At 45.5% G+C, this 21441-nt stretch carries 34 protein-coding genes and 1 pseudogene; 5 read left to right on the top strand and 30 right to left on the bottom strand.

Translation table 11 applies throughout. The features are described from left to right. Positions 1-47 precede the first annotated feature (47 nt). From CHH53_RS13160 to CHH53_RS13155, 3 genes are all read left to right on the top strand, one after another. On the top strand, positions 48-248 hold the full coding sequence (locus CHH53_RS13160; RefSeq protein ID WP_095216585.1) for a hypothetical protein: 201 nt from the start codon (positions 48-50) through the stop codon (positions 246-248). An 85-nt stretch (positions 249-333) separates the two neighbouring features. Then, the gene (locus tag CHH53_RS17395; protein ID WP_158221563.1) at positions 334-495 is read left to right on the top strand and encodes a hypothetical protein; all 162 of its coding nucleotides are present in this window, start codon (positions 334-336) and stop codon (positions 493-495) included. Positions 496-572: 77 nt separating this feature from the next. Then, on the top strand, positions 573-854 hold the full coding sequence (locus tag CHH53_RS13155) for a hypothetical protein (protein WP_095216584.1): 282 nt from the start codon (positions 573-575) through the stop codon (positions 852-854). A gap of 30 nt (positions 855-884) precedes the next feature. On the opposite strand, the gene CHH53_RS13150 is transcribed toward CHH53_RS13155, so the two are convergent. Continuing rightward, complete coding sequence (locus CHH53_RS13150; RefSeq protein ID WP_095216583.1) at positions 885-1427, bottom strand: ATP-binding protein; 543 nt, start codon at positions 1425-1427, stop codon at positions 885-887. Positions 1428-2027: 600 nt separating this feature from the next. Here CHH53_RS13150 and CHH53_RS13145 point away from each other — a divergent pair. Beyond that, the gene (locus CHH53_RS13145; RefSeq protein ID WP_095216582.1) at positions 2028-2528 is read left to right on the top strand and encodes a pyrophosphohydrolase domain-containing protein; all 501 of its coding nucleotides are present in this window, start codon (positions 2028-2030) and stop codon (positions 2526-2528) included. A gap of 57 nt (positions 2529-2585) precedes the next feature. On the opposite strand, the gene CHH53_RS13140 is transcribed toward CHH53_RS13145, so the two are convergent. From CHH53_RS13140 to CHH53_RS13130, 3 genes are all read right to left on the bottom strand, one after another. Beyond that, positions 2586-2888, bottom strand: a complete 303-nt coding sequence (locus CHH53_RS13140) for a hypothetical protein (RefSeq protein ID WP_095216581.1) — start codon at positions 2886-2888, stop codon at positions 2586-2588. A gap of 100 nt (positions 2889-2988) precedes the next feature. Beyond that, positions 2989-3798: a glycerophosphodiester phosphodiesterase family protein gene (locus CHH53_RS13135; protein WP_095216580.1), complete on the bottom strand. Its 810-nt coding sequence runs from the start codon at positions 3796-3798 to the stop codon at positions 2989-2991. Positions 3799-3874: 76 nt separating this feature from the next. Then, a complete protein-coding gene (locus CHH53_RS13130) occupies positions 3875-4405 on the bottom strand; it encodes a hypothetical protein (protein ID WP_095216579.1) in 531 nt (176 codons plus the stop codon). A 60-nt stretch (positions 4406-4465) separates the two neighbouring features. Between CHH53_RS13130 and CHH53_RS13125 the strand changes: the two genes are divergently transcribed. Next, positions 4466-4768 (top strand): hypothetical protein, encoded by a 303-nt coding sequence (locus CHH53_RS13125; protein ID WP_095216578.1) that lies wholly within the window; start codon positions 4466-4468, stop codon positions 4766-4768. Positions 4769-4794: 26 nt separating this feature from the next. Here the strand turns inward: CHH53_RS13125 and CHH53_RS13120 are convergent. The 26 genes and pseudogenes from CHH53_RS13120 to rplE form a co-directional block, all read right to left on the bottom strand. Then, positions 4795-5340 (bottom strand): annotated as a pseudogene (locus CHH53_RS13120) (dihydrofolate reductase family protein). Positions 5341-5836: 496 nt separating this feature from the next. Further along, positions 5837-6241 carry a VOC family protein gene (locus CHH53_RS13115; protein ID WP_095216577.1) on the bottom strand — a complete coding sequence of 135 codons (405 nt, stop codon included), beginning with the start codon at positions 6239-6241 and terminating at the stop codon, positions 5837-5839. 393 nt (positions 6242-6634) lie between these two features. Continuing rightward, positions 6635-7582, bottom strand: coding sequence for a helix-turn-helix transcriptional regulator (locus tag CHH53_RS13110; RefSeq protein ID WP_095216576.1), 948 nt, complete (start codon positions 7580-7582; stop codon positions 6635-6637). Between the two features lie 679 nt (positions 7583-8261). Beyond that, positions 8262-8654 carry a 30S ribosomal protein S9 gene (gene rpsI, locus CHH53_RS13100; RefSeq protein WP_095216575.1) on the bottom strand — a complete coding sequence of 131 codons (393 nt, stop codon included), beginning with the start codon at positions 8652-8654 and terminating at the stop codon, positions 8262-8264. 20 nt (positions 8655-8674) lie between these two features. Next, positions 8675-9112, bottom strand: coding sequence for a 50S ribosomal protein L13 (gene rplM / locus CHH53_RS13095; RefSeq protein ID WP_095216574.1), 438 nt, complete (start codon positions 9110-9112; stop codon positions 8675-8677). A 169-nt stretch (positions 9113-9281) separates the two neighbouring features. Further along, positions 9282-10025, bottom strand: coding sequence for a tRNA pseudouridine(38-40) synthase TruA (gene truA, locus CHH53_RS13090; protein WP_095216573.1), 744 nt, complete (start codon positions 10023-10025; stop codon positions 9282-9284). Between the two features lie 11 nt (positions 10026-10036). Beyond that, a complete protein-coding gene (locus CHH53_RS13085; RefSeq protein WP_095216572.1) occupies positions 10037-10840 on the bottom strand; it encodes an energy-coupling factor transporter transmembrane component T family protein in 804 nt (267 codons plus the stop codon). Beyond that, positions 10837-11700 (bottom strand): energy-coupling factor ABC transporter ATP-binding protein, encoded by an 864-nt coding sequence (locus CHH53_RS13080; protein ID WP_095216594.1) that lies wholly within the window; start codon positions 11698-11700, stop codon positions 10837-10839. Before CHH53_RS13080 ends, CHH53_RS13085 begins: the two co-directional genes overlap by 4 nt. Then, the gene (locus CHH53_RS13075) at positions 11676-12509 is read right to left on the bottom strand and encodes an energy-coupling factor ABC transporter ATP-binding protein (protein WP_095216571.1); all 834 of its coding nucleotides are present in this window, start codon (positions 12507-12509) and stop codon (positions 11676-11678) included. The genes CHH53_RS13080 and CHH53_RS13075 overlap by 25 nt, the downstream gene beginning before the upstream one ends. A gap of 203 nt (positions 12510-12712) precedes the next feature. Next, complete coding sequence (rplQ, locus tag CHH53_RS13070) at positions 12713-13066, bottom strand: 50S ribosomal protein L17 (protein WP_093728558.1); 354 nt, start codon at positions 13064-13066, stop codon at positions 12713-12715. A gap of 46 nt (positions 13067-13112) precedes the next feature. Beyond that, positions 13113-14057, bottom strand: coding sequence for a DNA-directed RNA polymerase subunit alpha (locus CHH53_RS13065; protein WP_093728559.1), 945 nt, complete (start codon positions 14055-14057; stop codon positions 13113-13115). Between the two features lie 186 nt (positions 14058-14243). Next, entirely contained in the window at positions 14244-14633 is a 390-nt protein-coding gene (gene rpsK, locus CHH53_RS13060; protein ID WP_095216570.1) for a 30S ribosomal protein S11, read from the bottom strand. 21 nt (positions 14634-14654) lie between these two features. Further along, the gene (gene rpsM / locus CHH53_RS13055) at positions 14655-15020 is read right to left on the bottom strand and encodes a 30S ribosomal protein S13 (protein ID WP_095216569.1); all 366 of its coding nucleotides are present in this window, start codon (positions 15018-15020) and stop codon (positions 14655-14657) included. A 22-nt stretch (positions 15021-15042) separates the two neighbouring features. Further along, positions 15043-15156 carry a 50S ribosomal protein L36 gene (rpmJ, locus tag CHH53_RS13050; protein ID WP_003156543.1) on the bottom strand — a complete coding sequence of 38 codons (114 nt, stop codon included), beginning with the start codon at positions 15154-15156 and terminating at the stop codon, positions 15043-15045. 35 nt (positions 15157-15191) lie between these two features. Further along, positions 15192-15410, bottom strand: coding sequence for a translation initiation factor IF-1 (infA, locus tag CHH53_RS13045; protein WP_038565240.1), 219 nt, complete (start codon positions 15408-15410; stop codon positions 15192-15194). A gap of 4 nt (positions 15411-15414) precedes the next feature. After that, positions 15415-15726 (bottom strand): RNA-binding protein, encoded by a 312-nt coding sequence (locus tag CHH53_RS13040; protein ID WP_369819890.1) that lies wholly within the window; start codon positions 15724-15726, stop codon positions 15415-15417. Between the two features lie 381 nt (positions 15727-16107). Then, positions 16108-16758, bottom strand: coding sequence for an adenylate kinase (locus tag CHH53_RS13035; RefSeq protein WP_095216568.1), 651 nt, complete (start codon positions 16756-16758; stop codon positions 16108-16110). A gap of 39 nt (positions 16759-16797) precedes the next feature. Beyond that, positions 16798-18087, bottom strand: a complete 1290-nt coding sequence (gene secY, locus CHH53_RS13030) for a preprotein translocase subunit SecY (RefSeq protein ID WP_095216567.1) — start codon at positions 18085-18087, stop codon at positions 16798-16800. Then, entirely contained in the window at positions 18087-18527 is a 441-nt protein-coding gene (rplO, locus tag CHH53_RS13025) for a 50S ribosomal protein L15 (RefSeq protein ID WP_093728565.1), read from the bottom strand. Before rplO ends, secY begins: the two co-directional genes overlap by 1 nt. A gap of 30 nt (positions 18528-18557) precedes the next feature. Next, a complete protein-coding gene (rpmD, locus tag CHH53_RS13020; protein ID WP_095216566.1) occupies positions 18558-18740 on the bottom strand; it encodes a 50S ribosomal protein L30 in 183 nt (60 codons plus the stop codon). Between the two features lie 13 nt (positions 18741-18753). Then, complete coding sequence (gene rpsE / locus CHH53_RS13015) at positions 18754-19257, bottom strand: 30S ribosomal protein S5 (RefSeq protein WP_038565226.1); 504 nt, start codon at positions 19255-19257, stop codon at positions 18754-18756. A 21-nt stretch (positions 19258-19278) separates the two neighbouring features. Then, positions 19279-19641, bottom strand: coding sequence for a 50S ribosomal protein L18 (rplR, locus tag CHH53_RS13010; RefSeq protein ID WP_095216565.1), 363 nt, complete (start codon positions 19639-19641; stop codon positions 19279-19281). Positions 19642-19673: 32 nt separating this feature from the next. Continuing rightward, entirely contained in the window at positions 19674-20210 is a 537-nt protein-coding gene (gene rplF / locus CHH53_RS13005) for a 50S ribosomal protein L6 (protein ID WP_095216564.1), read from the bottom strand. 29 nt (positions 20211-20239) lie between these two features. Further along, positions 20240-20638, bottom strand: coding sequence for a 30S ribosomal protein S8 (rpsH, locus tag CHH53_RS13000; protein ID WP_038565217.1), 399 nt, complete (start codon positions 20636-20638; stop codon positions 20240-20242). A 31-nt stretch (positions 20639-20669) separates the two neighbouring features. Next, positions 20670-20855, bottom strand: a complete 186-nt coding sequence (gene rpsN / locus CHH53_RS12995; protein ID WP_077304134.1) for a 30S ribosomal protein S14 — start codon at positions 20853-20855, stop codon at positions 20670-20672. A gap of 21 nt (positions 20856-20876) precedes the next feature. Continuing rightward, positions 20877-21416, bottom strand: coding sequence for a 50S ribosomal protein L5 (rplE, locus tag CHH53_RS12990; protein WP_095216563.1), 540 nt, complete (start codon positions 21414-21416; stop codon positions 20877-20879). Positions 21417-21441: the final 25 nt, after the last annotated feature.

Below are 21441 nucleotides of genomic sequence, written 5' to 3'. Positions count from 1 at the left end.
TCCGCCCATCGATGCATAAGCTAGCGTGAGGAAGGAGCGATGATCAGTTGAATAACAATATCAGCATTGTCGAAGAGGAAAGATATGAATTCATCGCCACGGTGATATCCTATATAGGCCTGGCCTTATCCCTGATCGGCGCAACGATCGCCCTTTACATTTCATATGTATCTTATAAAAGATCTGTCAGCAACGCTGTATCTGGGAACGGCGGCATTGCAGGAATTACATCAACCGTCATTGCATAAGCATGAAGCTGCCTCTTGTTTGCTACAATGTAACGGGGGCACTTTTTATTAAGAATACGAAAGACAAGCCTAAGGAGGATGAAGTATGAAGGAAGACTTGGAACAACGCATCCGTTTGCTTGAGCTCGAGATAGAGAAAATGAAAGAGGAAAACAAACGACCCCAGCATACCTGGATATGGGCCTTCGTTCCAATTCTTGCATTGCTTATTCCGATAGCTGCCATCCTTCGCGATACATTCAATTAAAAAACGCTCATTAGGCAGCTGTCCTGCGCCTTCCGCTCTTTGCCCTCATACACTGGCACAGAAAGGAAGGTGTTTTCATGCAAGATCAAAACCATACGCTTGTTCCATATCAAGCTGACGAACAAGTTCCATATTCCTATCCGGTCTATACGGATGAATACCGCCGCCGGCCTGGTTTTGGATTTGGCTACGGCCGTCCTGGGTTCGGTTATGGCGCTCCATTCCTTGGCGGTGTCATTGGCGGGCTGATCGGCAGCAGTTTACTTTATCCGCCTTATTATTACCGCCCCCGGCCTTACCCATACTACCCTTATCCATACCCGTATTACACATATCCTTACTACGGATATGGATATTAACCTATCAGAGAGGGAGGACACTCCCTCTTTTTAATTTTTTATTGTACTTAGAATTTTGTTGATGATATTTAAAACGTCATTTTCATCCCTTATGACAAATTGATGGTCTGCCTCATCTGCCGAGGGCTCCCCTGCTTCATCCATCTGCCTGTCCAGGATCTGCCCGAATCCGGAAACAGTCCGAAGCATGGCCGTGTCCCGATTTCCATCAGCTATCCGCCTTCTCAGCGTGGTTTCCGGCAAGTCAAAATAAACGATGATGCTGGTAAATCCCTGATTCCGGTAATAATCCAGAAGTTTTGTCCGAGAAGTGCGATTAAGATTGGCATTGCTGATTATCAAATGTGCATCTGTCTTCTTTACCGCGTAATCGATTATAGTTTGTGTGATTGCATATTTCAGATCATTTGGACCAGACTGCGGGAGCAGCTCCTGATAGTGATTCCGTAAAAAAAGTGCATGGACATCTTGATCAATAACAACAGCATTCCTCAAGTCTTTTTTTAATTCCTTTGCAAATGTTGTCTTTCCGCTATGAGTTTTTCCAACTGTCATAATGACGAATCTTTCCATACATATCCTCCAATCCATAATTTGGGTCTATATGGTATATTTAGTTTATCAGAGAGGAAAAAGACATGAAACGATTCCTTCTTTACTTCATTCCTGCTTGCTACATATCTGGGTCTATGCGGCCAAGGTCTTGCATACTGGATGCAGGAGCATGTGTATGATACATGGCTTATCTATTATGTGACGGATTTTTGTATAATAAGTATCATCTTGTATCTAATAGCTATGCTTCTCTTAATATTATTCACACGTAAACAGAAAGGCGATGCACCAACTTACGTGATTTCAATGCTGTTCATAGCTGGACCAGTGTCCCTATGGTCTTTTTTTTGCAACCATCATGTGGTGGGGATAAAAAGATGCAGCAGCTTTTTATAGATTTTGATTTTTACACCTAGCTTTCAAGATCTTGCCCATCTTTGTCCTTTGATCAGAAGCAGAGAGCGTCTTCCCCGCCTCATACTTGCATGAAGCGGTCGGCTCGGACCTGCGGTAAAGTAATATTATCAGCTAACCAAGGCATTTACACGGAAGAGGGCATATAGGGTATTGAAAGTATTTAAGCGTTATTGACTAAACACCTTAAAGGGGAATAAACAGATGACGAAACAATACAACCAAGTGAAAGAATTCCATCAGGCATTCGATCATTTGCACAATGATAAACCTACTCCCATGAGCGAAGAGACAGCACTGAAACGTGCAGTATGGTCAGGGGAAGAATTGATCGAATTGCTATACGCCACTGCAGGTGGTAACATCCCTGAGTTCGAAAAGCTCTATGAACGATTCCTGGCCGGCTTGGAGAAAGCCAAATCTAAAATGAGTGCGGAGCAAAAGCCAGTGGAAGATATTCTTGTTGCCCAAGCAGATGCACTGATCGATGAGGCATATTTTAATAATGGTTCCTTCGCCATTCTAGGGGTTGAGCCAGAGCCACTGTTTGATATTGTACATCAAGCCAATATGGGCAAGCTGCACAACGGTGTTGCTAAGTATCGGGAAAGTGACGGGAAAGTACTCAAACCGAAAAACTGGGAAAGGGATTTTGCTCCTGAAAAAAGATTGAAAGCTGAAATCGAGCGTCAAGCGAATACATAAGCTAAGATTATCATTCGGTTCCGCTAAAGGAGGCATACCACCATTGGTATGCCTCCTTCAATAACCGCTGCCCCTGCGGCTCATTTTCACAAATGCGGCGATGAGCATCAAGGCTCCAGGCAAGAGGAAGTATAATAGCACGCCATAGATACCGACTGCTGCAGCTGCAATCAGCAGGACTCCAGCGAGCACTGGTTTGCGCTCAATCAGGATGGCGCCGATAATACCCAGAATGCCAGCTGCAATTCCGAGCAGCCCGAAGTTGCCCACTGTATACGAATCGTCGATCAAAGTGAAAAACATGGCTAGGAGTGAAGCGATGATACCAAATATGCCTCCTGCCGTTGCGACTGTTTTCATAGAAAAGTCTCCCTTCATTTGCTGCATGATATTTCTATATCACCCCGGCACGAAGCTAAACATCTCCACGCAAAAAAGGGAATAAATCACTATCCATGATCTATTCCTTCAACTCATTCATCAAATATGCCGGATCATCGGAAAAGATACCATCCACTTCGTATTGGAGCATCTCCTTTGTCCACTCTCTTTCGTCACCTCGGTAATAAGCATGGATCTCCAATTCATGCTGCTGAATCAAGTCTACTGTCGCTTCGTCCAAGATCCCGGCATAAATGCCGACACCAATTGCCGTTCCGCTTAATGCTTGAAGATCCTTTTCATCGAGCCGCTCGACATCTTTCTTCTTCAGCAGCTGTACAAGCGTAAGCTGCGGATCCAGTTCATGCAAGGTGCGAATGCTGTCTTTACTGAACGACTGCAGGATGACTTGATCCCTGGGGATAGCATACTGCCCCAGCAATTGCAGTAATTCTTCCTCCATGACAAGCTCTCCTGCTTCATCCTCCCTCGTTTCGATATAATAATGCACTTCACTGCCATACCAATCCAAAATTTCTCCCAAGGTAGGTACCGTTTGCCCTTCCCCGGCGTCGAGTGACTTTATCTCCTCCAAGGTCAGCTCCTCGACCAAGCCCTTGCCATCTGTCGTCCTATCGACCGTTTCATCATGCATGGCAACCAGTTCACCATCCGCTGTCCTGCGCAAATCGATCTCGATATAGTCTGCTCCATCCATCAGCGCCTGATCATAAGCAGAAAATGTATGCTCGGGCTGGACGGCCGAAGCTCCGCGATGTGCGATGATCAATGGATCATGATCCGTAACGCCGGAAGCTTCCGTTTGAATCGAGGAACAGCCAGTCAGAAGCAGCAGACCCGCCAATAAGAATGTAATAGATTGTCTCATATTGCTAACTTAATGGAGCACGATACGAATTACCATGCAGGCAGTGTTAAGATTGAAAACACGGGCCGACTGCAATTTACATTGTCTTTATATTAAGATGATATGTATCGATGAATGGATGGAATCTGCTGCATATTTCCCTTAACTCCCATTGATCCGTCATAACCAAATCCAACACATCGGCGCTGATATATAACACACGATCTTTTGTATGGAACATAAGCTTGGAACACTTTCTGCCTTGGGCGGTTTGTTTGCATAGGGCGTACACAGCGTCTGCGGTAATGTCTTTAACCGTCATGGCCATGTATTTAGTTCCTTCCTCGCCTGTCAGGTGAGTTTCCTTCCAATTGGAAATTCTGACAGCATCCTTCAAGTGCTGCTTCTCCCAAATTCGTGTCGAACCTATATAATAACCAATAATGCCTGTCATAGATATGTGTGAATGTACAGGAAAGATAGAATGAACAAACTCCCGAAGAATAGGCAGATACGAATTATTCTCGAAATCGGAAGTCAACAGCCGCAGCCGATGGGAAGCAGGCGTTTGGAAATAGATCGTAGTATCAATATGGAAAAAATCCAGTTGTTCGATTGAAAAGCTCATCTAGAACTCCTTGCCTTTTAAATGAATTATGTTATGTTGCCAGTAAAAGGAGGGAATTTCATGACCGCATCCGAATGGCTGCTGGCACAAGGTCTATCTTTAAGAGATATCGATTTCATTGAAACGATGATTGTAAATCAGGCTGTCTACGAACAAGGAGGATTGAATCAAGAACAGTTAGTGACACTCATGCTCCGGCAATTCCCGCACCATACATATCGCGTCTATCCAATCATGACCATGACTGATTTCAGCAAGCTGCTGGTAATGAACAACCTTTCCGTCAATGGTCGGGAAATCATCAGCCGTTTTCGTAATCAGGGCTTATGTACGGCACTCTGTATCCGTATGCTCGAAGGATGAGTGATATCTTTTCGTTGATAGGCAAATTATGATTTTTTCACCTCGTAGTGCAGTTCCACAAATTGGTTGAATGTCCTCGTCTGTTTTAAATTAAGGCTAGCCTGGTACTCTCCTTCTTTGAACAAAGGTATCCCACTGCCATGAAGTACAGGTGCTAGTGTAAGAATCAATTCATCGACTAACTGCTCTTTCATAAATGCAGAGAGAAGCTCCCCGCCGCCAACAATCCACATACTTTTTCCTCTTGCTGTTTCAGCTGATTGGTAAAGGATACAATATCCCCATGGACAAACTGTACATGTTCCGTACTTTTTTTCATCGGTTCGCGTAAAGACATAACAAGCTTTATTCTGATAGGGAACGTCTTCTGCATGGTCCATTATCCAATCATATGTCCGCTTCCCCACCAACACCGTATCCACCGTTTCATAGAATTCTGTATAGCCGTTATCCCCCTTCACCTTCCACAGAATAGAGCCAATCCAGAAATCCTCCTTGGTTGCCATATAACCATCCAGACTTGTGGCAAAGAATAGTACAAGCTTACGTTCGGACATAACAGAACCCACCATATTTCTTTTTTCCAGTGTATCAAAGCACCACATAAATCGATAGACAAAAAAAGACCCCCACCCAATCAGTTGAGAGTCTTTCGTCTGTATTCCCTAACGTTTTGAGAAATATATAGATAATTTACAAGTGAATTGATTACATCATAATCCATTTATATCAATGTTTCTTGAAATTAAAATGACATATGAACCAAAGTGATTGATGTTAGTTGAATACATTATCAACTTACTTTCCAGAATTCTGGGCGCGTTGTTTATGCCACACTCGCCCCGTTGATTAAGGACTTGAGGGGATACGCCAACGATTCCTGTTTTTTCGGGCGATTTTAATCCAGTAGATAATACTTGAAAAGCTTCTTATTGGATCATTGTCATACCGGGAAAGACGATATTATCACTGGAGAAAAATTATCGGCACATTCGGGCCAAAATGGCCATATATTTTACGAATCGCTGCTACCCCCTAAATCAAGGCCTCACTAACTTTAACTGACCGTCAACGCCTACCGCTGAACCGTTTGATTGCTTCCTCGGTAACCGGCTCGAAGAGGTTAACGAGGTTGCCGTCGGGATCACGGAACAGCACAGAACGATTCCCCCACGGCATCGTGGTCGGTTCCTTTACCCAATCATCCACAAACAGCTTCAAGCGCGCGTATTCGACTTCGACATCATCAACGCGGAATTCGATGATAACAGTCTGATTGTTGGCCACCACTACGGAACCAGCACCGAATAGTTGTGCCGTCTGAGAGTGACCGATTGCCAGGGTGCATGGTGGCGTAACGAGTTCGGCAAAAACTGGCGCTGGACGCTCTGCCGAAACACCCATGACTTTCTCATAGAACTCTACGAGACGATCCACGTCGTCGGTAATGATGCGTACAGAAGCGAAATTCACAAGATATCATCCTTCCTATAATAAATGTTACAATACGGTCCATATCATTTTGGGCCAGAACCAGCGAAACTTCCGCAAAGGAGCCATAGTAAATAGGTGACAAAAGTTCCAAGAAAGATCAGTATCGAAACAATTCACTTCATGCTGTAAGGGAAACCACTAAAATCAATGATGTTCATTTCCAACTTTCCCCTTTCCTCAAAGAGCCCATTAGAAGGCCGGAATTAGTCAGAAACTAGACCATCTGGTCCAACAACCATCCTTCCACGCCTGGTTGCGGCTCAATTAATCCAAAGTGTACCGCACTCGATGCAAGACATACTTCACATTTTTCTCCTACTCCTTTACGTTTACTTACTCCGATTATAAAAAAACGCTACTGACAACAGTATGTCAGTAGCGTTTTAATATTTTTTTGGCTTCCTCGCGAATCCGGTTTTGGAATGATTCTGGCTCCAATACAATCACATCGGCTCCCCATCCAAGCACCCATTGCAGCAATTCGTCCAGTTGACGAACGCGTAAGACCACATGCAATCCATCTTGATGCTCTTCTATATCCTCCATGTAATGATAGTTCGATTCCTTCACCTTATCTGCGATGTCATGGTTAAATCGAAGGCGAACTTGTAAGCACCGATCATCCAGAGGGGTGTACTCCCCTAAGTTAAAATTCGAAGGTAGTTCGAATCGTTCTTCCAGATCGATAAGTTCCGTCATGCGGGACAAACGGAAATGGCGAATATCTTGGCGCAGGTAACATCGGGCCACGAGCATCCACGATCCTTGAACGAGCACCAATCCATAGGGAGCAACAGTACGAACACTATGACGATTCCCCTCGGAATCTGCAAGTCTTTTTGCATAATGAAAGCTGATCTTTCGCTCATCTAATATTGCTTGACGGATCTTTTCTAGATATTCTTTTTCTTTTGACGGAGCGACCTGTTTATCGGAGATGAGCAAACGCACAGCCTTACGTACACGAGACGTTTCATTGCGAACGCTCTCTGTTAGAACGGCCTCGATTTTGCAGCGAGCGGCTTGAGCCCTGACACGATAATCATCATCAAATCGTTGTTCGATAAAGTCCGTTCCAATCAGCAAGCTCACGGCTTCTGGTACCGTGAAACTGATCGGCGGCACGAAATAACCTTCCATCAAGGAATATCCTGTACCAGGTGCTCCTATGATCGGTACGCCTGCTTCACTCAGCGCCTGAATGTCGCGGTAGATGGTCCGCACGCTAGTTTCAAATAAGGTCGCCAAATCTTCGGCCCGTACAACTTCTTTGCGTTGCAGTTCCAGTACGATGGCTAACAAACGGTCTGTTTTATTCATTGGTTGCCCCCTTGAATGCTTATTGCACAATAAACATACCACATCTTAAATGGAAAAGATGATTTAGGGAATCTGGAGTTGTTTGAGCATGGATGTGTATTAGCATCTATGCCGGAATCTCTACTAAATAAGGGCAAGGTTTCTGTTGGCAATTGATTGATTAAGGCAGTTCTTAATGAGGATCCATACAACCACGATAAAATCTTCATCGAAAGTCACTTTGTTTAATTTGTTAATGGAGCTGGTAACAAGGCTAGTATTATAAAAGAGGAGCATCGTATCGGGCGCAAGTTTTCCTACACAAACAGGGCAAACATAAAAGCTTTCTAAAACTTTTCCTGCAAAGAATGAAGCACAGCTCTGGGGACTTTAAGCAATTCGAACCATTAGCCGAACTATTAACGGATTATAACAATATTTCACGGTTTAAGGAATACGCACGCATCATTCTTATATGCTCAAGACATTGATATTGCATATATATCCAAACGATTAGGACATATAAACATGCAAAATAAACATGCAAACCAACACAAAATAATTATCTGGAATCAATCACACAAAAAAAGCACCAGCAAGATGCTGATGCTTTAAATCTGTTGAGTGCTTTATCTAGTTGATAATGTGAACCAACTTGAACCAAAGATCTCTTGTAAACGTTGATGCAATAAGGAATTGATTAACGTTTTGAGAACTGCGGCGCGCGACGTGCACCTTTAAGACCGTATTTCTTACGTTCTTTCATACGTGCATCACGAGTCAGGAAGCCGGCTTTTTTAAGTGTTCCGCGGTATTCTGGGTCCGCTTCAAGAAGCGCACGGGAGATACCGTGACGGATCGCACCTGCTTGTCCTGTGAATCCACCACCACTTACGTTAACAAGAACGTCGTAGTTGCCAGCAGTTTCTGTTGCAACTAGCGGTTGGTTGATGATCGTACGAAGTGTTTCGTATGGGAAGTAATCTTCCGCACTACGGTTGTTTACTGTTACTTGACCTGTGCCTGGTACTAGACGTACGCGGGCAGTAGAGCTTTTACGGCGACCGGTGCCGTAGTATTGTACTTGTGCCACTATCGTTTACCTCCTTTTTATTATCCGCGAAGTGTGTATACTTCTGGTTGTTGTGCTTGGTGTTTGTGCTCAGCGCCACGGTATACGTGAAGCTTTTTGATCATTTTACGTGCAAGTGGTCCCTTTGGAAGCATGCCTTTGATAGCAAGCTCAAGCATTTGCTCAGGGTATTTTGTACGCATTTCGTCAGCTGTGCGCTGTTTCAAACCACCTGGGTGGTTAGAGTGACGGTAGTAGATCTTGTCAGCTAGTTTGTTACCAGTAAGTTGGATTTTCTCAGCGTTGATGATGATTACGTTATCACCAGTGTCGGCATGTGGAGTGTAAGTTGGTTTGTGCTTACCGCGAAGGATAGCAGCAACTTCACTTGCAAGACGACCAAGTGTTTGGCCTTCTGCATCCACAACAAGCCATTTGCGTTCGATATTGCTTTCGTTCGCCATGAATGTTGTACGCATGTCAGTTCCTCCATTTTTCGATTGAATCGTTCATTTATTATTCTACACAATTAGTCTTCCGGGGCTAATCGTGGTATAGAAATAAAATGCCATAAACCATAGTATATCATCACAGACCCACATGTCAAGGGCATGTAACGCCCGAATGCGTTGTTTTACAAAAAAGTTCTCAGTAGTCCACTTTCCACAGGCACAATCCGCTCGCAGCAGCGGTTTTGCCTGCCTCGTGCCGATCCTTCGATGCAAGGATCCTAGCCATGTCTTCGGGCTCCTTGCGCCCGTTTCCGATGTCGATCAGTGTACCTGCCAAGATACGCACCATATTATAGAGAAAACCGCTGCCCGTAAACGTAAAGACAAGCATATCGTCTTGCTTTTCGCATACTGCTTCATAGATGGTCCTGATTTTATCCCCTTTGACGCCTGTCCTGGCGGAGCAAAAAGCACTGAAATCATGTGTTCCTTCGATTGCTTTGATTGCCTGCTGTATCCTGCCGGTCTCCAGCTGATAGGGTACATGATGCACATAATGGCGCTTGAACACATCCTGCTCAGGTGCATTATGGACAAAGTACTTGTACTGCTTCCGCTTCACGCTGTAGCGCGCATGGAATCCTTCCTCCGCTGCGGTTATATCCGTTATCCTGACATCATCCGGCAGCAGCGTATTGAGCGCCTTGCGCCAATTATAGTCTCCCATCCGGATTTCCGTATCAAAATGGATGACCTGCCCCCTGGCATGCACGCCTGCGTCCGTACGGCCCGATGCCTGGATCCTGATTGGATGCCCCTTATGGATTTTCATAAGCGCCTTCTCCAGCTCACCTTGTACCGTACGGTTTTTCTCCTGGACCTGGAAGCCGGAAAAATGCGTGCCGTCATAGCTGACCGTCGCCTTCATTCGTTGCTTCATCTTCGTAACTCCTAACTATGATCTCTTGTTATCAAGGCTGCAGCAACCACCACGATGAAGATGACAAGTGCCGCAACATCCCGTTTCATCACGCGCAGTTCCCGAAGCTTCGTCCGTCCTTCCCCGCCGCGATAGCCCCTGGCCTCCATTGCCATAGCAAGCTCCTCCGCCCGCTTAAATGCACTGACGAACAAAGGCACCAATAGCGGGATGACCGCCCGTACACGCTCCCTGAATGGTCCTGTACGGAAATCCACGCCCCTGGAGGCTTGAGCATTGGAGATCTTTTCGGTTTCCTGCAGCAAAGTCGGGATGAAGCGCAAGGAAATGGACATCATCAGTGCCAGTTCATGCACCGGGAACTTGAATCGGCGCAGCGGTCCAAGCAAGGATTCGACTCCATCCGTGATTTCAATCGGCGTTGTCGTCAGCGTAAGCAGGGATGTCAAAAGGATAAGCAAAAAGAAGCGCAGTGAAATGACAGCTCCTTGCTCCAGCGCTCCGCTATAAATCGGCAGCCCGAATACATGCACTAATTCAGTTCCTTCCTTCGTGACGAATAAGTGCAGGATGAACGTAAAGACAATCAAAAACCATACCGGTGTCAGCCCTTTGGCAATGAATCGCCATGGCACCTTCGTCAGAAGCGTCCCTCCAACCGCAAATACCGTGAAAAGAGCGTAACTAATGATATTATTGGCAAAGAAAATGAAAATCACATAAAAGAAGATGATCAGCATCTTGATCCGAGGATCCATACGGTGAACGATGCTATTGGTCGGGACATACTGACCGACAATCAATAGGTTATTCATGTATGATCACCTGCCAAATCCGCCAGCTGCTTCGCGAGCCTGTCGATATTCTCCCCTTCATAAACAACCGTTTCACCGAAGCGTTCGGACGCTTTCTGAAGGAATTGAAATACCTCCGGCACATCAAGCTGCACTTGCTGAAGGGCCTGCCGCTTCCGGAATACTTCAACAGGAGGTCCTTCCATATACTTTTCCCCTTTATCGAGTACAAGCATATGATCTGCATATCTCAATGCATCCTCCATGCTGTGCGTCACCAATATCGTCGTCAGCTGCTGTTCCTTATGAAGCCGCTGGAACATGTCCATGATTTCCCGCTGTCCGCGCGGGTCCAGACCTGCTGTAGGCTCATCCAAAACGAGCACACGCGGCCGGATGGCAAGCACACCAGCAATCGCCACACGGCGCATCTGACCGCCGCTCAGCTCGAAGGGGGATCTGCTTAGCAAGGATAAATCCAGCCCTACTGCTGCTGCACTTTCTTCCACCCGCTTCTTGATCTCGTTGTCCGGTACTCCGAAGTTGCGAGGCCCAAAGGCGATATCCTTCTCGACTGTCTCCTCAAATAGCTGATGCTCCGGATATTGGAATACGACCCCCACTTGCTTACGGAGCTCCTTGGCCTGCTTGGGCTTCTTATTCGGCTCCAGCGTATGCTCCCCGATCCGCACGCTTCCGCTGGTAGGTCTGACGAGTCCGTTCAAGTGCTGCAGAAGGGTGGATTTGCCGCTGCCAGTGTGTCCGACGATGGCAGTGAAGCTTCCGGCAGGCAGATGGAAGGATAAATTTTTCAGTGCCTTATGCTCAAACGGGGAGTTGGCCTGATATGTGTAATCTACTTGTTCAAATGTAATGTCCATAATGCATCCAACAACTCCTCGTGATCAATCGGCTGCTCAGACAGGGTGATGCCATGTCTTTCCAAAGCATGGGCAAGCTGGGTGACAAACGGCACATCCAAGCCAATCTGCTGCAATTCCGTCTGCCTTTTCACTAATTCCCTTGGTACAGTAGCCGTCCATATTTCCCCTTCGTTCATCACCAGCACACGATGCGCCTGCATCACTTCATTCAAGTCATGGGTGATCGTGATCAAGCCAAGCTGCTGTTCCGCTTGCACACGATGAACGGTATCCAGTATCTCCTTCCTCCCGAGAGGATCAAGCATCGCGGTAGCTTCGTCCAGGATGATGACGCTTGGCGAGATAGCCAATACACCAGCAATCGCCACCCGCTGCTTTTGTCCGCCCGATAAACGATAGGGTTCATGCAGCAAGTAATCCTGCATCCGCACTTGCTCCAGGGAAGAAGTGATTCGATCCATCATCTCGGAACGAGGCACGCCGCGATTCTCCAAACCAAAAGCCACATCATCCCGCACTGTCGTACCGACGAATTGATTATCCGGGTTCTGGAACACCATACCCACCTGGCGCCTTATCTCCCAAATATTCTCTTCTTTCAGCGGTATTCCGTTGATGAGGATTTCCCCCTCGGTCGGAAATAGCAGCCCATTCATCAGCTTGGCAATCGTCGATTTACCTGAACCATTATGTCCGATGATCGCCAGCCATTCCCCCGCTTCCACCTGGAAACTGATATTGCGAAGTACATAAGGCTGGTCCTCCTCATAGCGGAAAGAAACATTCTTGAATTCAATCGCGTACATGCTTTCGTGCTCCTTCGTCATTACCCGACTATTTCCGGGGAAATACTTAAACGTGTCTGTCCGTTCCTGTCATTTCTATAGCTAGTATAAAGAATCCAGACAAAAAAGAAAAGCAAGCCCATCGCTGGCGCTTGCTTTATCCGCAAAAGAAAAAGGGCCGGAATACACCTCGTGGTAGAGATTTTCCTGCCCTTGTTATTGCCTTATACTAGTTCAATGATTGCCATAGCCGCACCGTCACCACGACGCTGTCCAAGTTTCAACACGCGTGTGTAACCTCCTTGACGTTCTTCATAACGTCCGGCAATATCGCTGAATAGTTTTTGTACTGCGTCTTGGTTCTCATCCGCTTTAGTACCGTATAGGAAAGCTGCAGCTTGACGACGAGCGTGAAGATCTCCACGTTTGCCAAGAGTGATCATTTTTTCTACTACAGAACGAAGCTCTTTCGCTTTCGCCTCCGTTGTTTCCAATCTCTCGTGAACGATAAGATCAGTTGCAAGGTTGCGCAAAAGCGCCATACGAGCATCAGTAGTACGTCCTAACTTTCTAGCCATAGGTTATCCCTCCCTTTCCTGGTGTCAAATGCTCCGTCAGACGGGATCAGTCTTCTTTACGAAGACCAAGTCCTAAATCGATTAGTTTCTTTTTGACTTCTTCTAATGATTTACGTCCTAGGTTACGCACTTTCATCATATCTTCTTCAGATTTATTAGCAAGCTCTTGTACTGTGTTGATACCAGCACGTTTCAGACAGTTGTAAGAACGGACAGACAGGTCCAGTTCCTCGATTGTCATCTCAAGAACTTTCTCTTTTTGGTCTTCTTCTTTTTCCACCATGATTTCGGCATTCTGTGCTTCATCTGTAAGACCTACGAAGATGTTCAAATGCTCCGTATAGATCTTCGCACCAAGAGAAACTGCCTCTTCAGGTCGGATACTGCCGTCGGTATATACATCCAACGTCAGCTTATCGAAGTTAGCCAGCTGGCCAACGCGTGTGTTCTCCACTTGATACGTCACTTTTGAAACCGGCGTAAAGATGGAATCGATCGGAATGACACCAATCGGCTGATCTTCATGTTTATTCTGATCAGCTGGACGGTAGCCGCGGCCGCGTTCAGCCGTAAGCTTCATATGGAAATGAGCATTCTTGCCCAATGTCGCAATATGAAGATCCGGATTCAGCACTTCCACATCACTATCGAATGTGATGTCAGCAGCAGTTACTTTCCCTTCACCTTGTACATCGATCTCCAATGTTTTTTCTTCATCGGAGTAGATTTTGAGAGCCAGTTTTTTCAAGTTCAAAATGATGGTAGTCACGTCTTCTACTACGCCTTCAATCGTAGAGAATTCATGGAGCACGCCATCAATTTGAATGGATGTTACAGCAGCGCCAGGAAGTGAGGATAATAGGATACGACGCAAGGAGTTTCCTAGTGTAGTACCATATCCACGCTCAAGCGGTTCTACAACGAACTTTCCAAATGTAGCATCATCGCTGATCTCAACCGTTTCAATCTTTGGTTTTTCAATTTCGATCATTTATAAAGCCCTCCTTTAAAACGTCGAAACCCCGGTTAGAATTGCTCCTAACCGAAATTCCCCATATTGCGGTTCCCGTTTCTGCATCTTGACGATACGGTTCTTACTGTATGACCTGATCGCTTTTAAGCTATCATAACCCATTATAGACAGGGATACAAATTCTATACAGCAAGCAGGAAAAACTTATACGCGACGACGTTTTGGCGGACGGCAGCCGTTATGCGGAACTGGAGTGACGTCGCGGATCGCAGTTACTTCAAGACCTGCAGCCTGAAGGGAACGGATCGCAGCCTCACGGCCAGCACCTGGGCCTTTGACTGTTACTTCCAAAGTCTTCATACCGTTTTCGATAGAACCTTTGGCAGCTGCTTCAGCAGCCATTTGTGCAGCGAATGGAGTAGATTTACGGGAACCTTTGAAACCAAGGGAACCTGAGCTGCTCCAGCTGATTACGTTACCTTGAACATCAGTAATCGTAACAATAGTATTGTTGAAAGTAGAACGGATGTGAGCGATACCGGATTCGATATTCTTTTTCACACGACGTTTACGAGTTTGTTGTTTACGAGCCATGTTAGTTGTTTACCTCCTTACTTATTTTTTCTTGTTAGCGATTGTACGGCGTGGGCCTTTACGAGTACGGGAGTTGTTCTTCGTTTTCTGACCACGAACCGGCAAGCCGCGACGGTGGCGAAGGCCACGATAAGAACCGATCTCGATCAAGCGTTTGATGTTAAGGGATACTTCACGGCGAAGATCACCTTCAGTAGTGTAGCCGTCGATTGCCTGACGGATTCTGGATAGTTCGTCTTCTGTAAGATCACGAACGCGTGTATCTTCAGAAACACCAGCTTCTTTTAGTACGTTTTGCGCTGTAGTTTTACCAATACCATAGATGTATGTTAGGGAAATAACTACGCGTTTGTCACGTGGAATATCAATACCTGCTATACGTGCCATTAGCTACGTGCACCTCCTTGTATTATCCTTGTTTTTGCTTATGCTTAGGATTTTCACAGATTACCATTACTTTGCCTTTACGACGAATGACTTTGCATTTTTCGCAAATCGGCTTTACAGATGGTCTTACCTTCATCATCTATTCCTCCTTTAGTATCGGAGCTAGTCAAATTATTTATAACGGTACGTAATACGTCCTTTAGTCAAGTCGTAAGGGGAAAGCTCTACCGTTACTTTATCTCCAGGAAGAATTCGAATGAAGTGCATACGAATTTTACCGGAAACATGTGCTAAAACGGTGTGGCCATTCTCTAACTCCACCTTGAATTGCGCATTCGGCAATGTATCGGTGACAGTTCCTTCTACTTCAATTGCATCATCTTTCGCCATCGGTCTATCTCCCTTCTTCAAATCTCTTCACGGTATGATTGACATAAGTAGATATCGCAAATCGCAGTTTACCATTGGTTACGCGACCAGCTTCTAGAAGGCTGCGGCGAACTTCCGGGGATACATAAGGCAGCAATTCCACGTGGCGCAAAGCCTTGCGCTTAGGTGAATCGAACCTGCGCTTCTCTCCGTCAGCAAGCAACACAAAACGACTGTCAATTATTCGAATGACAATCGCAAGCTTACCTGCTTCTCGCCCATGTACGATACGAACAACCTGACCGATCCGTGGACTTGCATCCGTTTCGCTCAACATGATCACCTTCACTTTAGCTTGATGGAAGCTGTGCGTAAGTAAGTTAGCATTATATGCTGCAAACAAGGAGCATATTCTACCACTTTTCTTTCTGGAAGTCCAGATTAGAAAAGCTGCATGTCAGGGAATCTATATTAAGTCCACAAATTGAATCACAATTTGTTTCATGATTGTTCATATTCAGCCTTGTCAATTAGCGTCAGGATATCAGTAAGGCTCGGTTCCGATGATGGAAGCTTGAACGAATCGCATATCGCAGATCGTTTCAACTCTACCACGAGGTCTATTATACTCTATCAAGGGACAGAATGCATCCTTACGCTGTATGAAGCCTAAAGTGCGATTCCATCCGTACAAAAGAGTATAGTTTGCACACCTGTATCAGCGAAGATTCTGCAAGCGCTGATCGATGTCGTGGAAGACCTGATCGATTGCTTGGTCACCGTTCACTGTTACAAGATAGCCCTTATCGTTGTAGAAGTCCAATATCGGCTTTTGCTGGTCGATATTGACTTCTAAACGTTTTTTCACCGTTTCCGGCTTATCGTCGTCTCGCTGGATCAGCGCAGTACCATCCTTGTCACAAACCCCTTCTTCTTTCGGAGGATTGAAAACGGTATGATACGTAGTGCCGCATGTCGGACAAACCCATCTGCCAGATAAACGCTCCACCAATTTCTCCTGCGGAACCTCTACATGTAAGACGTAATCTACATTAGCATTCAATTCGTCCAGCAATGCGTCAAGCGCCTCGGCCTGAGCAAGCGTACGAGGAAAACCGTCAAGTAAAAATCCGTTATTGGTGTCATCCTTGCCCAAACGGTCACGGACTATACCAATCGTTACTTCATCCGGAACTAGTTTCCCCTGGTCCATGTAAGCCTTCGCTTCACGGCCAAGCTCCGTTCCTTCTTTAATTGCAGCTCGGAACATATCTCCTGTTGAGATATGAGGGATGCTGTATTTATCAACAATCTTATCTGCCTGAGTCCCTTTGCCGGCACCCGGCAGACCCATAAGAATCAAGTTCAACGAAATTCCCCTCGCTCTCGTCTGTTTGTAGACTGTTCTCTATTTCATGAAGCCTTTATAATGACGCTTCACCAACTGACTTTCTAACTGTTTCATCGTTTGCAACGCTACCCCTACCACGATCAGCAGGCTCGTTCCTCCGATTTGGACAGAAGTCGGCAAGTTGGCAATAGAGCCTAATATGATAGGCAATACAGCTACAGCAGCCAAGAAGAGAGACCCAACGAAGGTTAAACGATACATCACACTGGTGAGGTACGTTTCCGTGCTTTTCCCTGGGCGTATACCCGGGATGTAGCCACCTTGCTTGTTTAAGTTCTCTGCCATTTGTTCCGGATTGACCTGGACAAATGTGTAGAAATAACTAAATGCAAGAATCAGGACTACATAGATGACCATCCCAATTGGTTGCGTATAATCGAATACGTTCTCGATCGTAGTTGCTACGTTCCCTTCAAAGAAACTCGCGATTGTACGCGGAGCATAAATAAAGGAAACCGCGAAAATTACAGGAATTACTCCAGCAGCGTTGACTTTGATCGGCAAGTGGGTGGACTGACCGCCTACTTGAGCACGATTGGAAGTGCGCTTCGAATACTGGATTGGAATTTTACGAAGTGCTTGCGTGATATAAATCACACCAACAATTACGGCAATGATCACGATAGCGATGATTGCAACGATCACGACATTCAGGAATAGATCATCGCCCGGATTGCTGAAATACTGTTCCCAAAGCTGGTTCAAACCATTCGGGATCGCAGCAGCGATACCGGCGAAGATGATAATGGAAATACCATTGCCTACACCATGAGCTGTGATCTGTTCTCCTAACCACATCAAGAATGCTGTTCCCGCAGTCAACACAATTGCAATGACAGCGAATTTGTAGAAACTAGGATCGGATATCAGCATGCCGCCGGACATCTGGTTGAAGCCGATGGACATACCGACCGCCTGTATTAACGCCAGCACGATAGTGGCATAACGCGTCACCTGTGCCAACTTACGACGACCCATCTCCCCTTGCTTCTTCCACTCACTGAATGTCGGAACGACATCCATTTGCAGAAGCTGCATGATGATTGAGGCAGTGATGTACGGCATGATACCCATCGCAAGGATGGAGAAGTTCTGCAATGCACCGCCGCCAAAAGTATTCAGGAATCCGAATACGTTCTGCTGGTTCATGAAATCGATCGCGGAACGATCGGTGAAAGGAACCGGTATGAACGTACCGATCCTGAAGACGATCAACATAAGCAATGTGAAGATGATTTTATTTCGTATATCTTTTACACGCATAAAATTGGAGATTGTACGAAACATTAGATCACCTCTGTTTGACCGCCCGCTGCCTCGATAGCTTCTTTAGCAGAAGATGAGAACTTGTGAGCTTTAACAGTAAGTTTCTTTTCAAGTTTCCCGTTTCCAAGCACTTTGATACCGGCTCTCAATTTGCTTACAACTCCGCTTTCAAGTAGAAGCTCTGGAGTTACCTCTGTACCCTCTTCGAAACGATTAAGGGTTTCAAGGTTAACAATTGAGTACTCAGTACGGTGGATGTTTGTGAATCCACGTTTAGGAAGACGTTGGAATAGTGGCATTTGGCCACCTTCGAAACCTAGACGTACACCGCCGCCAGAACGTGCTTTTTGTCCTTTATGTCCACGGCCGGATGTTTTACCGTTACCAGAAGACATACCGCGACCTACACGATTGCGAGTTTTACGTGTTCCTTCTGCTGACTTCAATTCATGAAGTTTCATACTGGCACCTCCTCTTTTACATTAAAATCATTATACTTCTTTGACTGATACTAGATGTGAAACTCTGTTGATCATACCGCGAACAGTTGGATTGTCTTCCAAAACAACTGTCTGGCGGATTTTTCTAAGACCTAGAGCAGCAACAGTCTTGCGCTGTTTTTCAAGTCTTCCGATCGTACTGCGTGTGAGGGTGATTTCCAATTTGTTAGCCATGTGCTTTCCCTCCTTATCCTAACAGTTCTTCTACAGACTTTCCACGAAGTTTCGCAACTTCTTCTGCACGTTTCAATCTGCTAAGTCCGTTAAGTGTTGCACGAACCATGTTGATTGGTGTGTTGGAACCAAGTGATTTGGAAAGGATATCTCCGATACCACCAAGTTCAAGCACCGCACGTACAGGTCCACCGGCGATAACTCCAGTACCTTCTGCAGCTGGCTTCATCAAGATGTTGCCTGCGCCGAATTCACCGATGATTTCATGTGGAATAGTTGTGCCAACGATAGGTATAGTGATTAGATTTTTCTTCGCGTCTTCGATAGCTTTACGGATCGCTTCTGGTACTTCTTGTGCTTTACCAGTACCGAAACCTACATGGCCGTTTTTGTCACCTACTACTACAAGAGCAGCAAAGCGGAAACGACGACCACCTTTTACTACTTTAGCAACACGGTTAACCGTTACTACGCGTTCTTCAAGATCAAGTTTGTTCGGGTCAATTGTTGTACGCAAGTTATGTCCCTCCTTTTTCGATTAGAATTGAAGACCAGCTTCACGAGCTGCTTCTGCCAATGCTTTTACACGTCCGTGGTAAAGATATCCTCCACGGTCAAATACGATAGTTGTTATGCCAGCTTCTTTCGCGCGGTTAGCAACTGCTTCTCCGACCTTTTGAGCTGCTTCCACATTGCTAGTGGCTTCCAGGTTAAGGCTAGCATCCTTAGTTGAAGCACTTGCAAGTGTTTTACCTGTTGTATCATCGATCAACTGTGCGTAGATGTGCTTGTTGGAACGGTAAACGTTCAAACGAGGACGCTCAGATGTTCCTGAAATGCTTTTACGAACACGATTGTGTCTTCTCTTACGCAATTCGTTTTTTGCAGGTTTTGTAATCATTCAGGTCACTCCTTTCTGGTTTAACGAAAACCTTATTTCGCTGTTTTACCTTCTTTACGACGTACGTATTCGCCTTCGTAACGGATTCCTTTACCTTTGTAAGGCTCTGGAGGACGGATTGCACGGATGTTGGCAGCTACTGCTCCAACTGCTTCCTTATCGATACCTTTAACAACTACACGAGTGTTGGAAGGAACTTCGATTTCAATTCCATCACGGTTTTCAACTTCAACTGGATGAGAGTAACCAGCGTTGATCACGACTTTGTTGCCTTGCTTTGTAGCACGGTAACCTACACCGATGATTTCAAGAGCTTTCTCATAACCAGTGTGTACGCCTTGAACCATGTTACCGATTACGGCACGAGTAGTTCCGTGAAGAGCACGGTGCTCTTTACTGTCAGATGGGCGTTCAACAGTAAGAACGTTCTCTTCGATTTTGATCACCATATCTTGGCTGAATGTACGAGTCAATTCCCCTTTGGGACCTTTGACAGTCACAGTGTTGTTATCGTTTTTGATTTCAACGCCTGCAGGGATTTCTAAAACCTTTTTACCTACGCGGGACATATGTGCACCTCCTTACTAATTGTTGGGAATTACCAAACGTATGCTAGCACTTCGCCGCCGACAGCTTGCTCACGTGCTTCTTTATCAGACAATACGCCTTTGGAAGTTGAAACTACTGCAATACCAAGTCCGTTAAGGACACGTGGGATTTCAGTGGATTTCGCGTAAACACGAAGACCAGGTTTACTGATACGTTTGATACCAGTGATAACACGCTCGTCGTTTTTACCATATTTCAAAAAGATGCGTAGTACACCTTGTTTGTCATCTTCTACGAATTCGTAATCACGAATAAAGCCTTCACGTTTAAGGATATCAGCAACATCCTTTTTCAACTTGGAAGCAGGAAGCTCCAGTTTTTCATGACGAACAGTATTTGCATTACGAATACGAGTTAGCATATCTGCGATAGGATCTGTCATAACCATTAATCATTACCTCCTTCCCTGATTTAGGGGATTACCAGCTTGCTTTTTTAACGCCAGGAATTTGACCTTTATAGGCTAGTTCGCGGAAACAAATACGGCATAGCTTGAATTTACGTAGTACAGAGTGTGGACGTCCGCAACGTTCGCAGCGTGTGTACTCTTGCACTTTGAATTTCTGTGGGCGCTGTTGTTTCGCGATCATAGATTTTTTAGCCACAATATTCCCTCCTTTTTACCTTTATTTTTGGAAAGGCATGCCTAGCTGAGTAAGTAGCTCGCGAGCTTCTTCGTCAGTGTTGGCTGTAGTTACGATAACGATGTCCATTCCACGTACTTTGCTTACTTTATCGTAATTGATTTCTGGGAAGATTAGCTGTTCTTTAACACCTAGCGTATAGTTTCCACGACCGTCAAACGCTTTGTTTGAGATCCCACGGAAGTCACGTACACGTGGAAGGGAAACTGCGATTAGCTTTTGAAGGAATTCGTACATACGCTCACCGCGCAATGTAACTTTCGCTCCGATTGGCATACCTTCACGAAGACGGAAGCCAGCGATGGATTTCTTCGCTTTCGTGATGATTGGCTGCTGACCAGCTAGCAAAGCCAATTCCTCTACTGCAGAATCTAGTGCTTTTGAGTTTTGAACGGCGTCACCGACACCCATATTAACAACGATCTTTTCGATCTTTGGTACTTGCATAACAGATTTGTAGCTGAATTTTTCCATTAGGGATGGAGAAATTTCGCTTTGATATCTTTGTTTCAATTCATTCATCGAGTAGCCCTCCTTTCAGAAGAAA

The sequence above is a fragment of the Terribacillus sp. 7520-G genome, from assembly GCF_002271665.1.
Lineage (GTDB): Bacteria > Bacillota > Bacilli > Bacillales > Amphibacillaceae > Terribacillus.
This window is presented reverse-complemented; position numbering and strand designations above follow the sequence as displayed.

What these genes read in the sequence shown, in the direction of transcription:
- truA (WP_095216573.1), bottom strand. Translation starts at nt 10,025, where the DNA reads ATGAAGCAACGAATGAAGGCGACGGTCAGCTATGACGGCACGCATTTT.
- CHH53_RS13110 (WP_095216576.1), bottom strand. Translation starts at nt 7,582, where the DNA reads ATGAATAAAACAGACCGTTTGTTAGCCATCGTACTGGAACTGCAACGC.
- rplQ (WP_093728558.1), bottom strand. Translation starts at nt 13,066, where the DNA reads ATGGCTAGAAAGTTAGGACGTACTACTGATGCTCGTATGGCGCTTTTG.
- CHH53_RS13155 (WP_095216584.1), top strand. Translation starts at nt 573, where the DNA reads ATGCAAGATCAAAACCATACGCTTGTTCCATATCAAGCTGACGAACAA.
- infA (WP_038565240.1), bottom strand. Translation starts at nt 15,410, where the DNA reads ATGGCGAAAGATGATGCAATTGAAGTAGAAGGAACTGTCACCGATACA.
- CHH53_RS13130 (WP_095216579.1), bottom strand. Translation starts at nt 4,405, where the DNA reads ATGAGCTTTTCAATCGAACAACTGGATTTTTTCCATATTGATACTACG.
- CHH53_RS13140 (WP_095216581.1), bottom strand. Translation starts at nt 2,888, where the DNA reads ATGAAAACAGTCGCAACGGCAGGAGGCATATTTGGTATCATCGCTTCA.
- CHH53_RS13145 (WP_095216582.1), top strand. Translation starts at nt 2,028, where the DNA reads ATGACGAAACAATACAACCAAGTGAAAGAATTCCATCAGGCATTCGAT.
- CHH53_RS13080 (WP_095216594.1), bottom strand. Translation starts at nt 11,700, where the DNA reads ATGGACATTACATTTGAACAAGTAGATTACACATATCAGGCCAACTCC.
- CHH53_RS17395 (WP_158221563.1), top strand. Translation starts at nt 334, where the DNA reads ATGAAGGAAGACTTGGAACAACGCATCCGTTTGCTTGAGCTCGAGATA.
- rplO (WP_093728565.1), bottom strand. Translation starts at nt 18,527, where the DNA reads ATGAAACTTCATGAATTGAAGTCAGCAGAAGGAACACGTAAAACTCGC.
- CHH53_RS13125 (WP_095216578.1), top strand. Translation starts at nt 4,466, where the DNA reads ATGACCGCATCCGAATGGCTGCTGGCACAAGGTCTATCTTTAAGAGAT.
- rplM (WP_095216574.1), bottom strand. Translation starts at nt 9,112, where the DNA reads ATGCGTACAACATTCATGGCGAACGAAAGCAATATCGAACGCAAATGG.
- CHH53_RS13065 (WP_093728559.1), bottom strand. Translation starts at nt 14,057, where the DNA reads ATGATCGAAATTGAAAAACCAAAGATTGAAACGGTTGAGATCAGCGAT.
- rpmD (WP_095216566.1), bottom strand. Translation starts at nt 18,740, where the DNA reads ATGGCTAACAAATTGGAAATCACCCTCACACGCAGTACGATCGGAAGA.
- CHH53_RS13075 (WP_095216571.1), bottom strand. Translation starts at nt 12,509, where the DNA reads ATGTACGCGATTGAATTCAAGAATGTTTCTTTCCGCTATGAGGAGGAC.
- rpmJ (WP_003156543.1), bottom strand. Translation starts at nt 15,156, where the DNA reads ATGAAGGTAAGACCATCTGTAAAGCCGATTTGCGAAAAATGCAAAGTC.
- secY (WP_095216567.1), bottom strand. Translation starts at nt 18,087, where the DNA reads ATGTTTCGTACAATCTCCAATTTTATGCGTGTAAAAGATATACGAAAT.
- rpsK (WP_095216570.1), bottom strand. Translation starts at nt 14,633, where the DNA reads ATGGCTCGTAAACAACAAACTCGTAAACGTCGTGTGAAAAAGAATATC.
- CHH53_RS13040 (WP_369819890.1), bottom strand. Translation starts at nt 15,726, where the DNA reads ATGTTGAGCGAAACGGATGCAAGTCCACGGATCGGTCAGGTTGTTCGT.
- rplF (WP_095216564.1), bottom strand. Translation starts at nt 20,210, where the DNA reads ATGTCCCGCGTAGGTAAAAAGGTTTTAGAAATCCCTGCAGGCGTTGAA.
- CHH53_RS13135 (WP_095216580.1), bottom strand. Translation starts at nt 3,798, where the DNA reads ATGAGACAATCTATTACATTCTTATTGGCGGGTCTGCTGCTTCTGACT.
- rpsM (WP_095216569.1), bottom strand. Translation starts at nt 15,020, where the DNA reads ATGGCACGTATAGCAGGTATTGATATTCCACGTGACAAACGCGTAGTT.
- rpsH (WP_038565217.1), bottom strand. Translation starts at nt 20,638, where the DNA reads ATGGTTATGACAGATCCTATCGCAGATATGCTAACTCGTATTCGTAAT.
- CHH53_RS13150 (WP_095216583.1), bottom strand. Translation starts at nt 1,427, where the DNA reads ATGGAAAGATTCGTCATTATGACAGTTGGAAAAACTCATAGCGGAAAG.
- rplE (WP_095216563.1), bottom strand. Translation starts at nt 21,416, where the DNA reads ATGAATGAATTGAAACAAAGATATCAAAGCGAAATTTCTCCATCCCTA.
- CHH53_RS13085 (WP_095216572.1), bottom strand. Translation starts at nt 10,840, where the DNA reads ATGAATAACCTATTGATTGTCGGTCAGTATGTCCCGACCAATAGCATC.
- rplR (WP_095216565.1), bottom strand. Translation starts at nt 19,641, where the DNA reads ATGATTACAAAACCTGCAAAAAACGAATTGCGTAAGAGAAGACACAAT.